Here is a 13,320-nt window from a genome sequence, read left to right on the forward strand (position 1 = left end):
CGCACCGGCAATGCCGAGACCGGCGCCGAGAAAATGTCTGCGGGAAACTCGGACGGCGGACGGTTGCACACTCATACTCAAGAGATTCCTTCACGAGTTCGTTGTTTCAGGAGCGCCTGGCCGCAGAGAAATGCGGAGGCAAGAGAGCCGGTCGCCAGAGGAAGGAGTGCAGCGTTGATGTAGCCCGGCACAGTGTCCGTCGTGGTGCCATCACTCCATACACACCGGCTTTTGAGCGGCAGATAGCGCCGTTCGACTCTGCGCAGATCATCAGGGCGGTGTTCGACAACCTCGGCGGATGTCCGTGTGGCATCCGAGCACTTTCGGCTCATGTCCAGGAGGACAGGACAGGCGAAGAGCAGTCCCCAGAGGTATACCGCGGCGGTGGCCAGAAGAAAGAAGCCACTCAGCCCGGCAAACGCCCTTGGCCGATCACCAGGAGCCACGCGCCCTGTTGCCAGGGCGTGTATCCGCTTGACGGGATACACGACAGCAGCCAGGGCCAGAGTGGTAATCAGGATCCACGCGAACATGCGGATTGCCTTATGCCTTGGCCCGCGCGCGAAGCCGCATCAGGCGTGCGTTCTCCTGCCCGACATGAACCTGGATGACGTCGGCAAACCCCTTGCAGAACTCGTCGAGCTTGTCGCCGGGAAGCATGGAAGGAAGCATGACACTGGTTCCGGCGGTCTCGTATATCAAGGCCGTACGGGCAGCCGAGATAACAGCGCCGCCGCCGGTCAGCATTTCGCGCGCGAGATCGGCGGTCTTGCCGACGGAGCCGCCGAACCGGCCCTCGTAGAACCGTTTGAACCGTGAAAGGTGCCCACCGCCGGAGTAGGTGGAGCGAATGGCATCCACGACGTTGGTGCCGCCCCGTACGGCCATGCCGACATTGTAGGCATCGACATCTTCCAGCAGATCGTCGAGAGGGAAGGTCGAATCGACCCCGATCTTGGCCAGCCGGTCCTTGCAGTAGGTGTATCCAGAGGACCACCTGTCGCTGTCCCGGCGCCATTCGCCGTAGAAGGTGATCAGGTCACCGCCCCAGCCGGCGAAGTCGGCCATGTTCACACTGTTGCCCGACGCCTGACCGTGCAGGACAACGCCATTGGCGCTTGCGCCGAAGTGATCGACCGACATGTCGACCCCGGTATTGGGGTCCTTGAACTGGATCGGGATGGTCAGACTGGATTTGTTGGCGTAGTTGATGAATCCGAAGTCCGGCTCGCCGATGAGCGCGGTCCACCGGGTGTCCGTGTACTTGGGGTGGCGCAGGCATTCCAGTACATGAACGCTGTCGCTGTATCCCTCCTTCGCGTACTTCTGCGACAGGCCGTACAAAACCTCAACCGCCCGGACAAACCCGTCCGTCGGGGATCCGGGGTTGTTCACGGAAGCGACACCGGAGTCCTGGAATGAACGGTGTACGTCCTTGTCCATCGGCAGGAAACCATCTCCGCTGCCCACCGAGATCTCTGCTATCTGGTTGAACGACCAGTTGTCAGGCAGGGGGAAGCCCATGTTTCCGGAGAAGCCGGTGGACATGCCGGAGACAAAGGAGTATCGGGCGTTCGCGAACTTTGTGACCTTGGCGCAGACGTTCCGGGATCCATAGACGCCGTGAATGTAACGCTTGCCTTTGGAGGCCAGGCCGCCGACGATTCCGTTGAAATACGGGATGATGTTGCTTTCGATGTCCGCGTCCGTGGCATCGTAGTCAACGGCGAAGTAGATGACGGTGCCCTGGTCGAAGCCGTACTTCACAGCAGCGGCATGGGCTCCGAGAGCATCGGTGAAACCCTGCGGATAAGTGAAGTAGGAAACCTCCCCGCCATAGTACTGGGAGATGGGGAAGACGCGCAGACCGTTTTTGAAGATAATGTCCAGCTCGCCGGGCTGGATTTGCTTGTTGAGCGGGTTCTTTGAAGGTCTTTCGTCCAGGTATCGGCCGACCACGGTGTAGCCGGCGGCTTTCAGGGCCTGGGCGCGGGCCTCGGTGACCGGCTTTACGCAGTCCGCCGCGGTACCCGGACGTTCCGGGTCGCCGGTGGAGACAAGAAGCTGGGTCCAGGTCTGGTAGTCACCCTTTCCGGTGACCGGAAGCTCACAGAAGCCCTGGAAATCCTTGACGCGCCTGAGCAGCTGATCGTCGAAAGTGTCGTTGAAGACGTCGGTCGCGTTGTTGAAGATCATGGCGGCGCGGAATATCTGCACAAACGCGCCGGAGACCCCCTGTTCCAGCGTGTGCTGCTTGAGGCCGGACTGCGTACCGGGGCCGAAAATCCCGTTTGCCTGCCCGTCGGCCATGCCCAGCTCATACTGGATCGCAAATATAAGCGCTTTCTGGACGTCTCGCGAGAAGAATCCGTCACACGGAATGATGAAGTAGTCGGAACGCTTGAGGTATTTGCCGTTCAGCCACTGCTGCACATTCCGGACTGCGTCCCTGCCGCCGGCCACCTTCACATAGGCATCCATGGTCAGCAGAGCCTTGAACACCTTGGGCGTGACTTTCAGCTGGTCATCGAGGCCCGCGTCGTTGGCCAGCTTCGATACGGCACCCTGGGTGTACATGCTGAAAGTGCCGGTGATGCCGCCCGGGTCGTATCCCTTGCAGTAGCAGGCGGACTGAATGATCTTTACGATGTTTTTGTTGGATTCATTTGTGTCTATATCGCCGTGGGTCGCCAGCGCCTTGATGGTGCCAGGCCCGAAGCTGTTCGAGAGAGTGCTTATGCCAAGCTCATGCTGAAGGGCCCGGGTGAGCGAATACATGGTCGCCCATCCGGTTTTCCCGTCCTCCGGGGCGTTTACGTACCCCGCTACGTTGCCGTAGGTGGAGTTGACCCATTTTTGCGCTTCCAAAACCTTGGCGTCTGCCATGCGACCCATTCTTTCCTGTGCGGTTCGTGCCGCACTTTACACGGGATTCTCGCAATGTTTCCCAGAATGGGCACAGGTAAAGCACAAATGGAACTTTGCAATCCGTTTATTCTGTTAATATGTGGCTTTTGATTGGATTTGGCCTGGGGTTTAACCGTGGGGACTTTGAAATCCCCGGAAATGGGTGGCGGGAAACCGTGCCGGCGGGGGCGGTGGCCCCGCTGCCGTCGATAGACCTCCGCCTCATCCGCCCGGCCCAGGTAACGTCGTCTCGAACAGCCTGAGGAGTCGTGGGGGGTTAGAGGGAGAAATGTCCAGATTGCCACAGTGGCTGGGCGGGGTGGGGTCGGGTCTCACGCGGCTTGCCCAACGGCTGGAGGAGCGCAAGGCCAGGGCCGAGGTCGCGGAAGGGACCTCTGGGGCCTCCAGGACCCCTGGTGTCCCCGGTCAGGTCCGGGTGCCCGAGTCGACGGGCGCCGAAGCCGGTGCCGGTATCCATGCCGGTGCCACTGCGGCGGTCGGCTCGGCCGTGGCCGAGCCGGTGGCGGCCGCGCCCGCCGTGGCGGAGCCCGCCGCGGCCGGATCGTCTGCGGCGTCCCGGCCGGACCCGGTGTCCGTTGTCCCCTGGGGTGTGCGGGTGGCCGCCGAGGCGGGCTGGCGGCTGCTGGTACTGGCCGGCACGCTCTGGGTGCTGATGCAGGTGATCAGTGCGGTACGGCTGGTCGTGATGTCCTTTGTGGCCGGCCTGCTGATCACCGCGCTGCTTCAGCCCACCGTCGCCCGGCTCAGGGCCAGGGGCGTGCCCCGCGGGCTGGCCACCGCGCTGACCTTTATCTCCGGCTTTGTGGTGATGGGGCTGGTGGGCTGGTTTGTGGTCTGGCAGGTGATGGAGAACGCCGACGACCTCTCCCAGCAGATCCAGAACGGCCTGGCCAACCTCAAGGAATGGCTGCGCACCAGCCCGTTCCATGTCACCCAGGACCAGATCAACCACATCGCCGACAACCTCAGCAATGCCATCGGCTCCAACACCAGGGAGCTGACCTCGGCCGGTATAGAGGGTGTCCAGGTCATCTTCGAGGTGCTCACCGGCGTTCTGCTGGCGATGTTCTCCACGCTCTTCCTGCTCTATGACGGGCCCAGGATCTGGGGTTGGGTGCTGAAGCTGGTGCCCAGTGCCGCCCGGGAGGGAGTGGCGGGGGCCGGCCCGCGGGCCTGGGCCACGCTGACCGCCTATGTGCGCGGCACGGTGATAGTGGCCATGATCGACGCGGTCTGCATCGGCGTGGGGCTGTACTTCCTCAAGGTGCCGATGGCGGTGCCGCTGGCCGTGTTCATCTTCCTGTTCGCCTTTATCCCGCTGGTCGGGGCGGTGGCGTCCGGGGCGCTGGCCGTGGTGGTGGCCCTGGTCTCGCACGGGGTGTTCACCGCGACCATGGTGCTGATCGTGGTGCTGGCGGTGCAGCAGATCGAGGGCCATGTGCTCCAGCCCTTCATCCTGGGGCGGGCGGTGCGGGTACACCCGCTGGCGGTGGTGCTGTCGGTCGCGGCCGGCGGAATGGTCGCCGGGATCGGCGGGGCGGTGGTCGCGGTGCCGCTGGTGGCGGTGACCAATTCGGTGGTCGGGTATTTGCGGTCCTACGCGAAGGAAGGTTCCGCCTGAGCGTCGTTGCCAGGAGGGGCTGAGCTCGCCCGTGGCCGCCCGATGTCGGCGGCCGCGGGAATGGGAAAGGGGCCCGCCGACCGGAATTCCGGTCAGCGGGCCCCTTTCTGATCCAGCGCGGTGGCGCTACGCGCCCAGCGCGGCCTCGGCGTCCAGCGTGGCGCCGACGGCCTGCAGCACAGAGGCGATCTTGAACGCCTCCTGGATGGTCTCCCGGCTCACACCAGCCTTGCGCAGCACCTGCTCATGCGAGTCCAGGCACATGCCGCAGCCGTTGATCGCGGAGACGGCCAGCGACCACAGCTCGAAGTCGACCTTCTCCACGCCCGGGTTGCCGATGACATTCATCCGCAGACCGGCGCGCAGGTTGCCGTACTCCGGGTCCGACAGCAGGTGCCGGGTGCGGTAGTAGACGTTGTTCATCGCCATGATGGCCGCGGCGGCCTTGGCGGCGGTGTACGCCTCCGGGGAGAGGTTCGCCTTCGCCTCGGGCTCCAGCTCGCGCAGCACGATCGGCGAACGGGACGCGATCGCGCAGGCCAGCACGGTGCCCCAGAGCTGCTGCTGGGGCAGCTCGGAGTTGCCGATCACCGAACCGAGGTTCAGCTTCAGGTCCTTGGCGTAGTCCGGTACGGCGGACTTCAGCTCATCGAGGGCCATGGTGGATCAGCCCGCGAGCAGGGCGGCGGCGTCGAGGGTGTCCTCGCCCTTGCTCCAGTTGCAGGGGCACAGCTCGTCGGTCTGCAGGGCGTCGAGGACCCGCAGGACCTCCTTGGGGTTACGGCCGACGGAGCCGGCGGTCACCATGACGAACTGGATCTCGTTGTTGGGGTCCACGACGAAGACGGCGCGCTGGGCGTAGCCGTCCTCACCCTCGACGCCACAGGCCTGCATCAGCTCGTGCTTGGCGTCGGCCAGCATCGGGAAGGGCAGGTCACGCAGGTCGGCGTGGTCCTTGCGCCAGGCGTGGTGGACGAACTCGGAGTCGCCGGAGACACCGAGGATCTGCGCGTCACGGTCGGCGAACTCGTCGTTCAGCTTGCCGAACGCGGCGATCTCGGTCGGGCAGACAAAGGTGAAGTCCTTGGGCCAGAAGAACACCACGCGCCACTTGCCCTCGTAGGACTTGTGGTCGATCTGCTGGAACTCCTTGCCGGACTCCAGCGAGACGCAGGCGGTCAGGTCGAACTCGGGGAACTTGTCACCGACAGTGAGCACGCGCTCTCCTTGCGACGAGGTTGTCCCACTTCGGGACTTCCTGGGGGGTTGGACGGCTCCCACAGTGCCACAGGAGGCATTGATAGCGGAAATAGCTATGCTGAGTGAAGTTGATTGGAGTTGGTTATCGATGGTGTCTCCCATAGGCCCCGGCCCGCAGCAGGGGTCCGGCCGTACCCGCCAGCCCAGCCTGGCCCAGCTGAGGGCCTTTGTCGCGGTGGCGGAGCATCTGCACTTCCGGGACGCGGCCGCCTCGATCTCCATGAGCCAGCCCGCGCTCTCCGGCGCGGTTGCCGCGCTGGAGGAGGCCCTCGACGTTCAGCTTTTCGAGCGTACGACGAGAAAGGTGCTGCTCAGCCCGGCGGGCGAGCGGCTGGCCGCCCGGGCCCGCACGGTGCTGGAGGCCATGGGGGACTTCCTGGAGGAGGCCGAGGCGGCCCGCGCGCCCTTCACCGGAGTGCTGCGGCTGGGAGTGATCCCCACCGTGGCGCCCTATCTGCTGCCCACCGTGCTGCGCCTGGTCCATGACCGCTATCCCGCCCTGGACCTCCAGGTGCACGAGGAGCAGACCTCCTCGCTGCTGGACGGCCTCACCCAGGGCCGGCTGGACCTGCTGCTGCTCGCCGTTCCCCTCGGTGCCCCCGGCGTCATCGAACTCCCGCTGTTCGACGAGGACTTTGTGCTGGTGACGCCCTGCGACCACTGGCTGGCCGGACGGGACGACATTCCGCGCAGCGCGCTGCGCGAGCTGGATCTGCTGCTGCTGGACGAGGGGCACTGCCTGCGCGACCAGGCCCTGGACATCTGCCGGGAGGCCGGACGGGCGCCGGGTACCCCGGTGACCACCAGTGCGGCCGGACTGTCCACCCTGGTGCAGCTGGTGGGCGGGGGCATGGGGGTGACCCTGCTGCCGCGCACCGCGGTCCGGGTGGAGGCCGGCCGCAGCGACCGGCTGGCCACCGGGTGCTTCGCCGACCCCGCGCCCTCGCGCCGGATCGCCCTGGCGATGCGCTCGGGGGCGGCCCGGCAGGGCGAGTTCGAGGAGTTCGCGGAGGCGCTGCGCGGGGCGATGGGGAAGCTGCCGGTGCGGATTGTGCGTTGAGTTCGCCTTGTGTTCCTTTGCGTTTCGGGCGCGGGCCGTCCGTGGTTGCTCGCGCAGTTCCTCGCGCCCCTGACAGGGCGCTCACTCCGTCCGCAGACCGTCCGCTCGCATCAGGCGCCACAGCGGCGGCAGACTGAGCAGGGTGACCAGGGTGATGGCGCCCGCACCCGCGCCGATCATCGGCAGGAAGGCCCACCAGTCGTACACCTTGCCGCTGACCAGCTGGAGCATCACCCAGCCCAGGGCGGTGCCGCCGAGGACGGCGACCGACATGCCCAGCGCCACCGGTATGGCGCTCTGCCACAGCACCGACCAGGCGAGGGTGGTGCGGCGGGTGCCGAAGGCGACCAGCACCGACAACAGCCGTCTGCGTTCGCGCAGTTGCTCAAGGGTGCTGAGCAGCATGCTGGTGCCGATCAGGGTCAGGGTGCCCACCGAGCCGATGAGCAGGCCGCGTTCGATGGCCGCGTAGTCGGCGTCCTTCTTTACCTCGCCCAGCCGGAAGGTGCTGGTCGTCGGGTCGACGCGGGCAATGGTGTTGCGGGCGCGTTCGATGGCGTCGGGGCTGTGTGGGACGACCTTGACCGTCAGGTCGAGACGGGCCGTCGGGACGCGGGAGACGTCCAGCGCGGAGGGGGTGGCCAGGATGCCGCCGTGGTGCAGCCCGGAGGCGTCCGGCAGGGTGTGGACGGTGCGGGCCGAAGCGGGGACGGTCCAGCTCGGCAGGCCCTTGGCCGCCAGCTCGGTGCCGGGCGGGGCGGCGTACGGAGTGTCGTGCGGGTCGGGGGTCCTGGCGAGGAAGACATCACCGTCCCGGCAGGAGCTCAGCCGGGCCAGGGTGCGTAGGACCGTGCAGTCGCCCACCACGGTGTTGATGGTCTCCGAGTCCGCCTCGACCTTGTCCAGGGTCAGCTCCAGGAAGCCGGTGGCGTTCCGCACATCCGGGGTGCGGCGCAGCTGGTCGAGGTAGCCGCGCAGCGTCGCGGTGGTTGCGCCGATCCGCGAGGCGGTCAACTGCGAGTGGCCGGCCGGTACTTCGGACTGTTTCTCGAAGTCGCCCCGGACTCCGGCGAAGAGCATCTGTACGGCGATCGCCCCGGCCACGGCCACGGTGATGCCGCTGACCGCGCGGGCAGCCGGTCCGCTGCTCAACTGAAGCCTGCGGGCGGCGAGTTGCAGGGGAAGTGGGCCGCCGCGGAAGCGGGCGACAAGGGCCTCCACCGCCCAGGGCAGGATGGCGGTGATGCCCATCAGCAGCAGCACCGCGCCGCCGGCGATCTGGTAGGTGTTGAGCCGGCTGCCGCCCGGATTGTCGGACGCCTTGCCGAACAGCGGGGCCAGCAGGCCGATTCCGGCGGCGGGCAGCAGCAGCCGCCACCACAGCCGGCGCGGTCCGGCCACGGTCTCGCGCACCACGCCCAGCGGCTCCACGGTGATGCCGCGCAGCGCGAGCTGGGTGACCACGATGGCGCAGGCGGGAACGGCGCACCCGATCAGCGCGGTCAGCCAGGGGGCGGGAATGATGTCGGACGGGAAGACGCTGGCGTCCCGGATGGTGAAGTCCTCCGCGAACCGGCGCAGCAGCAGGAAGAGCACGGCGCCGACGGTCAGGCCCAGCACCGCCCCGCACAGCGCCTCACCGGCCGCGATGCGGCGGATCATCCGGCTGTCGGCACCGGTCAGCCGGAGCGCGGCCAGTCGGCGGTCGCGGCGTTCGCCGCCGAAGCGGACCGCGGTGGCGATAAAGACGCCGACCGGCAGCAGCAGCACCACACACACCATGACCAGCAGCACAATGAGCACCGGGCTCATCGGCGGGTCCGTTGATTGGTGGCCGAAGTGGTCGATGCGCTTGGCCCCGGTCTCGAGGGTGATCCGGTCGCTGCCCGCGTAATAGAGCAGTTCGCTGGGGCCGATGAGGCCGGACTTTCCGACGGTGCCCACGGTGCGGTAGTCGAGCCGCTCGCGCAGCAGCTTGCCCTGATCGGACTTCAGCAGCCGGTCCAGGGCGGGGGAGACCACCATCTCGCCCGGGCCGGGCAGGGCGCGCAGCCCGGGCGGGACGGGCGCCTGGGACCCGTCGGGGCGCAGCAGGGCGCCACGGACGGGCTTGTCGTGGAAGTCGGTGTCGGTGCGGGCGTAGAGCAGGGTGTCGCTGCCGCGGGGGACGGTCGCCATCGCGTCCACCGGTCCCCAGAACGTGCCCACGGTGCGGGCCATCCCGCGCTGGTCACGGGTGTTCATCATGTGCGGCACCGAGGCGGCGATCATCAGCAGGGCCACGCCCAGGCCGACGCCCAGTGCGGTGAGCGCGGTGCGCAGCCAGCCTTCGCGACCGCCGGTGACCGCGAAGCGGGCGCCCAGGGTCATATCGCGCAGCCAGGCGGCGGGGCCGGTGGGTCCGGTGGGGTGGGTCTTCGGGGCACTCACAGCACACCGGCCATGTCGCGGGCCCTGCCGTCGCGCACCACGACCTCGCGATCGGAGTAGGCGGCGACCCGGGCCTCATGGGTGACCAGGACCACGGCGGCGTCGGTGTCCCGGGCGGCGTCGGTGAGCAGTTGCATCACCCGCTCCCCGTTGAGGGAGTCCAGGGCTCCGGTGGGCTCGTCCGCGAAGATCACTCGCGGGGTGGTGACCAGGGCACGGGCCACGGCCACCCGCTGGCCCTGGCCGCCGGAGACCTCGCCGGGCCGCTTGCCGCGTACCTCCGCCACCTCCAGCCGCTCCAGCCACTCCAGCGCCCGTGCCTCGGCCGCCTTGCGCTTGAGCCCGGCCAGCCGCAGCGGCAGCGCGGCGTTCTCCGCGCAGGTCAGCTCCGGCACCAGCTGGCCGAACTGGAAGACAAAGCCGAACTCGCCGCGGCGCAGGGCGCTGCGTTGGGAGTCCGGCATCGAGGACAGCGTCCGGCCGTCGTAGGTGACCGTGCCGGAGTCGGGTTGGACGATGCCGGCCAGGCACTGCAGCAGGGTGGACTTGCCGGAGCCGGAGGGGCCCATCACCGCGACGACCTCGCCGGGGTGGATGGAGAAGTCGGCGCCGTCCAGGGCGGGGGTGGGGCCGTAGGACTTGCGCAGGCCGGTGGCGGTCAGCAGGGAGCCGACGGGTATCACCGCGTCACCTCCTTGGCCAGGGCGCCCAGTCTGGCGGCGGTCAGCTCCAGCCAGCGCAGGTCGGCCTCCAGGTGGAACAGGGCGTGGTCGCAGATCAGCTGGTCGGCCAGGTCGCCGGTGCGCTTGCGCCGGGTGAGCTCGCGCATCAGCCGCAGGTGCTCGGAGCGCTGGACGTCCAGCAGGGCGCCTGCGTCACGGCCGGTCATCAGGGCCAGGACGACCTTGGTGTAGAGGGTCGACTGGAGGTAGGGCTCGGGCTTCTCGGGCTGGGCGAGCCAGTGCCCGACATCGGTGACGCCGGCCTCGGTGATGGCGTAGCGCTTGCGGTCCGGGCCGCCGCCCTGCTCGATGCCGTCCACCTCCACCAGGCCGTTCTTCAGCAGCCGGGACATGGTCGAGTAGACCTGGCCGTAGTGAAGCGGCCGGTCGTGGCCGAAGCGCTCGTCAAAGGCCCGCTTGAGGTCGTAGCCATGGCAGGGGCCGGACTCCAGGAGGCCGAGCAGCGTGTGTCCGATTGACATGCGAGCGACTATACATGGCGTGTATACGCATGGTGTATAGCTGATCGGGCTGTGTCGGTGGCTGGTCGCGCGGCTCCCCGCGCCCCTTATGGAGAGCCCTGCTCGCCCCCGGGCGGGCGGCCCGGGCGACGCATGGCGCCCACGCCCCGTGGCAGCCGCCCGGCCTCGGCCAGCGCTCTGCGCAGCAGGAACTCGATCTGGGCGTTGGTGCTGCGCAGTTCCTCGCCCGCCCAGCGGGCCAGGGCGTCGTGCACCAGTGGGTCCAGCCGCAGCAGCACCTGTTTGCGCTGCCGCGGCCGGTCTCCTCCGGAGGGCTCGTCGGTCACTGGTACAGAGTGCCGGTGTTGAGGACGGGCTGGGCGGCCCGGTCGCCGCACAGCACCACCAACAGGTTGCTGATCATGGCCGCCTTGCGCTCCTCGTCCAGTTCCACGATGCCCTGCTCGCTGATCCGGGCCAGGGCCTGCTCGACCATGCCCACCGCGCCATCGACGATCAGCCGCCGGGCGGCCACCACGGCGCCCGCCTGCTGCCGCTGGAGCATGGCCGAGGCGATCTCGGGTGCGTAGGCGAGGTGTGTGAAGCGGCACTCGACGATCCGCACTCCGGCGGCCCGGACCCGTACGGCCAGTTCGGCGGCCAGCTTCTCGGTGATTTCCTCGGCGTTGCCGCGCAGCGAGAGGGCGTTTTCCTCGTGCCCGTCATAGGGGTACTCGATGGCGATGTGCCGCAGGGCCGTCTCGGTCTGGATGCCGACGAACTCCTGGTAGTCGTCCACCTCGAACAGGGCCTGCGCGGTGTCCGCCACCTGCCAGACCACCACGGCGGCTAGCTCGATGGGGTTGCCGTAGGCGTCGTTGACCTCTGGTGACGCCCTGCGACCACTGGCTGGCCGGACGGGACGACATTCCGCGCAGCGCGCTGCGCGGGCTGGATCTGCTGCTGCTGGACGAGGGGCACTGCCTGCGCGACCAGGCGCTGGACATCTGCCGGGAGGCCGGACGGGCGCCGGGTACCCCGGTGACCACCAGCGCGGCCGGACTGTCCACCCTGGTGCAGCTGGTGGGCGGGGGTATGGGGGTGACCCTGCTGCCGCGCACTGCGGTCCGGGTGGAGGCCGGCCGCAGCGACCGGCTGGCCACCGGGTGCTTCGCCGACCCCGCGCCCTCGCGCCGGATCGCCCTGGCGATGCGCGGGGGGGTGCCCCTATCTCTTTGGTCAAGGTCGTGGGTCAGGATGGCGGCATGACGACGTGGTTCCGGACCTACTACGAGGACGAAGATCTGTGGCTGTATTTCGAGGCCGATGACGAGGGCTGGGCAGCGCGACAGGTTGAGGTCCGGGGGCAGGACTCGCGACCGGTGACGGCGGCCTCCTTGGAAGAGGTGCTGCACTTGCGTGATCATGCCGATCTTGCGGCGATGTTCCGCTACGAACGGCAGTACGGCGTTCTCGCCGAAGGTCCCATGGACGGCTGGCAGGACCAGCCGCAGGCAGCCGAGATCTCTGCGGAGGAATTCGAACGGCTGTGGGTCGAAGCGCGGCGGGCTCTCGGCGATTCAGCCTGACCTGGCGGGTTGGGGTTCGTAGAAGGTTCCGTCTCGAAGCATGGCGAAGAGGACATCGGCCCTGCGTCTGGCAAGGCAGAGCAGGGCCTGGGTGTGGTGCTTGCCTTGCGCGATCTTTCTGTCGTAGTAGGCCCGGGAGGCCGGGTCGCCCAGGGCTGCGAACGCGGAGAGGAAGAAGGCTCGTTTGAGCTGCTTGTTTCCTCTCCTGGAGGGCTGTTCGCCGCGGATCGATGAGCCCGAGCTCCGGGTCGCCGGGGCGAGGCCGGCATAGGCGGCGAGGTGGCCGGCGGTCGGGAATGTGCTGCCGTCGCCGACCTCGATCAGGATGCGGGCTCCGGTCCTGACGCCGACTCCCGGCATGGACGTCAGGACCTTGGAAAGAGGGTGGTCCTCCAGGAGTTCCTCGATCCGCCCGGCCAGCAGTTTGCGCTGATCGAGGACGGTGGCGAGCGATCCGGCCAGACTCGGGACCATCAACGCGGCCGCTTCGGTCCCCGGGACGGTGACGGTCTGCTCGTCCAGGGCGGCGAAGATGTCCTCGACGAGCCGCTCGGCCATCCTCGGTGCCTTCGGCCGTAGCAGCGTGACCAGCCGCCGACGGCCCGCCTTGTGTATCTGTGCCGGTGAGCCGAACCGCTCCAGCAAGGCCAGGATGGCCGGGTGCTGCAACCGCGGTCCCAGGACCCGTTCCAGGGACGGATGGATCTGTGTCAGCAGGCCGTGCAGCCGGTTGGCGACGCGGGTGGCCTCGCCGGCCAGGTCGTCGTCGAAGCCGACGATCATCTCCAACTCGGCGATCGTCTCGTCCTCGCCGTCGATCGCCCGCAGCGTGTGCGGCATCGCGCGGGCGGCGTCCGCGATGATGAACGCGTCCTTCGCGTCCGTCTTTGCCTCGCCCGGGTAGAGGTCGGCGATCCGCCGCATCGTCAGCCCGGGTAGATAGGCGACCGGGCAGCCCATGTCTCTTGCGACCGCCAGCGGCAGAGCTCCGATCGAGGCCGGCTGGTCGACCACGACCAGCACCGTCCCGTGCTTGGCCTGGAGTTTCGCGAACAGTTCGCGGAGCTTGGGTTCGGTGTTGGGTAGGCGCTTGTCGAACGCTTTCTTTCCGGCCGGGGTGACGGCGGTGGCGTGGTGTTCGCCCTTGCCGACGTCTAGATGACTGATGCCAAGGGCTTGCTGGCGCGCATGAGATGAAGCGAGGGAGCCCAAAGATCGGTTGTGACGCCAGATCTGGACTCCCTCGCGA

12 protein-coding genes and 2 pseudogenes are annotated in these 13,320 nt (G+C 67.8%); 4 read left to right on the plus strand and 10 right to left on the minus strand.

The features are described 5' to 3' along the window. Window positions 1-77: 77 nt before the first annotated feature. The gene (locus ACIHFE_RS19115; RefSeq protein ID WP_400107978.1) at window positions 78-533 is read right to left on the minus strand and encodes a hypothetical protein; all 456 of its coding nucleotides are present in this window, start codon (window positions 531-533) and stop codon (window positions 78-80) included. Between the two features lie 10 nt (window positions 534-543). Further along, complete coding sequence (locus tag ACIHFE_RS19120; RefSeq protein ID WP_400107980.1) at window positions 544-2,886, minus strand: glycoside hydrolase domain-containing protein; 2,343 nt, start codon at window positions 2,884-2,886, stop codon at window positions 544-546. A gap of 310 nt (window positions 2,887-3,196) precedes the next feature. Here ACIHFE_RS19120 and ACIHFE_RS19125 point away from each other — a divergent pair, with 310 nt between their 5' ends. Then, entirely contained in the window at window positions 3,197-4,549 is a 1,353-nt protein-coding gene (locus ACIHFE_RS19125; RefSeq protein WP_400107982.1) for an AI-2E family transporter, read from the plus strand. 126 nt (window positions 4,550-4,675) lie between these two features. Here ACIHFE_RS19125 and ACIHFE_RS19130 read toward each other — a convergent pair whose 3' ends face one another. Beyond that, window positions 4,676-5,209 (minus strand): alkyl hydroperoxide reductase, encoded by a 534-nt coding sequence (locus ACIHFE_RS19130; RefSeq protein ID WP_400107984.1) that lies wholly within the window; start codon window positions 5,207-5,209, stop codon window positions 4,676-4,678. Between the two features lie 6 nt (window positions 5,210-5,215). After that, the gene (locus ACIHFE_RS19135) at window positions 5,216-5,767 is read right to left on the minus strand and encodes a peroxiredoxin (RefSeq protein WP_400107986.1); all 552 of its coding nucleotides are present in this window, start codon (window positions 5,765-5,767) and stop codon (window positions 5,216-5,218) included. 130 nt (window positions 5,768-5,897) lie between these two features. Here ACIHFE_RS19135 and ACIHFE_RS19140 point away from each other — a divergent pair, with 130 nt between their 5' ends. Continuing rightward, complete coding sequence (locus ACIHFE_RS19140) at window positions 5,898-6,869, plus strand: LysR substrate-binding domain-containing protein (RefSeq protein ID WP_400107988.1); 972 nt, start codon at window positions 5,898-5,900, stop codon at window positions 6,867-6,869. A gap of 81 nt (window positions 6,870-6,950) precedes the next feature. Here the strand turns inward: ACIHFE_RS19140 and ACIHFE_RS19145 are convergent, their stop codons facing one another. The 5 genes and pseudogenes from ACIHFE_RS19145 to ACIHFE_RS19165 form a co-directional block, all read right to left on the minus strand. Then, window positions 6,951-9,299, minus strand: a complete 2,349-nt coding sequence (locus ACIHFE_RS19145; protein WP_400107990.1) for an FtsX-like permease family protein — start codon at window positions 9,297-9,299, stop codon at window positions 6,951-6,953. Then, window positions 9,296-9,982 (minus strand): ABC transporter ATP-binding protein, encoded by a 687-nt coding sequence (locus ACIHFE_RS19150; protein ID WP_400107992.1) that lies wholly within the window; start codon window positions 9,980-9,982, stop codon window positions 9,296-9,298. The genes ACIHFE_RS19145 and ACIHFE_RS19150 overlap by 4 nt, the downstream gene beginning before the upstream one ends. Further along, the gene (locus ACIHFE_RS19155) at window positions 9,979-10,503 is read right to left on the minus strand and encodes a PadR family transcriptional regulator (protein WP_400107994.1); all 525 of its coding nucleotides are present in this window, start codon (window positions 10,501-10,503) and stop codon (window positions 9,979-9,981) included. Before ACIHFE_RS19155 ends, ACIHFE_RS19150 begins: the two co-directional genes overlap by 4 nt. Window positions 10,504-10,589: 86 nt before the next feature. Further along, window positions 10,590-10,829 carry a hypothetical protein gene (locus tag ACIHFE_RS19160; protein WP_400107995.1) on the minus strand — a complete coding sequence of 80 codons (240 nt, stop codon included), beginning with the start codon at window positions 10,827-10,829 and terminating at the stop codon, window positions 10,590-10,592. Next, a pseudogene (locus ACIHFE_RS19165) lies at window positions 10,826-11,368 on the minus strand (SPFH domain-containing protein); the annotation flags it as partial. The gene ACIHFE_RS19160 and the pseudogene ACIHFE_RS19165, both read right to left, overlap by 4 nt. On the opposite strand from ACIHFE_RS19165, the pseudogene ACIHFE_RS19170 reads away from it, so the two are divergent. Beyond that, window positions 11,368-11,703: pseudogene (locus tag ACIHFE_RS19170) on the plus strand (LysR substrate-binding domain-containing protein); the annotation flags it as partial. The pseudogenes ACIHFE_RS19165 and ACIHFE_RS19170 overlap by 1 nt on opposite strands. A 44-nt stretch (window positions 11,704-11,747) precedes the next feature. Next, window positions 11,748-12,071 (plus strand): hypothetical protein, encoded by a 324-nt coding sequence (locus tag ACIHFE_RS19175; RefSeq protein WP_400107997.1) that lies wholly within the window; start codon window positions 11,748-11,750, stop codon window positions 12,069-12,071. Here ACIHFE_RS19175 and ACIHFE_RS19180 read toward each other — a convergent pair. Then, the gene (locus tag ACIHFE_RS19180; protein WP_400108057.1) at window positions 12,063-13,238 is read right to left on the minus strand and encodes an IS110 family transposase; all 1,176 of its coding nucleotides are present in this window, start codon (window positions 13,236-13,238) and stop codon (window positions 12,063-12,065) included. The two genes, ACIHFE_RS19175 and ACIHFE_RS19180, sit on opposite strands and share 9 nt — an antisense overlap. Between the last annotated feature and the right edge of the window lie 82 nt (window positions 13,239-13,320).

Source organism: Streptomyces sp. NPDC052396, assembly GCF_044593195.1.
Classification (GTDB): domain Bacteria; phylum Actinomycetota; class Actinomycetes; order Streptomycetales; family Streptomycetaceae; genus Streptomyces.

Bases quoted from the DNA above. Each gene is read 5' to 3' on its own strand.
- ACIHFE_RS19115 (WP_400107978.1), bottom strand. From the start codon at position 533: ATGTTCGCGTGGATCCTGATTACCACTCTGGCCCTGGCTGCTGTCGTG.
- ACIHFE_RS19120 (WP_400107980.1), bottom strand. From the start codon at position 2,886: ATGGCAGACGCCAAGGTTTTGGAAGCGCAAAAATGGGTCAACTCCACC.
- ACIHFE_RS19125 (WP_400107982.1), top strand. From the start codon at position 3,197: ATGTCCAGATTGCCACAGTGGCTGGGCGGGGTGGGGTCGGGTCTCACG.
- ACIHFE_RS19130 (WP_400107984.1), bottom strand. From the start codon at position 5,209: ATGGCCCTCGATGAGCTGAAGTCCGCCGTACCGGACTACGCCAAGGAC.
- ACIHFE_RS19140 (WP_400107988.1), top strand. From the start codon at position 5,898: ATGGTGTCTCCCATAGGCCCCGGCCCGCAGCAGGGGTCCGGCCGTACC.
- ACIHFE_RS19155 (WP_400107994.1), bottom strand. From the start codon at position 10,503: ATGTCAATCGGACACACGCTGCTCGGCCTCCTGGAGTCCGGCCCCTGC.
- ACIHFE_RS19175 (WP_400107997.1), top strand. From the start codon at position 11,748: ATGACGACGTGGTTCCGGACCTACTACGAGGACGAAGATCTGTGGCTG.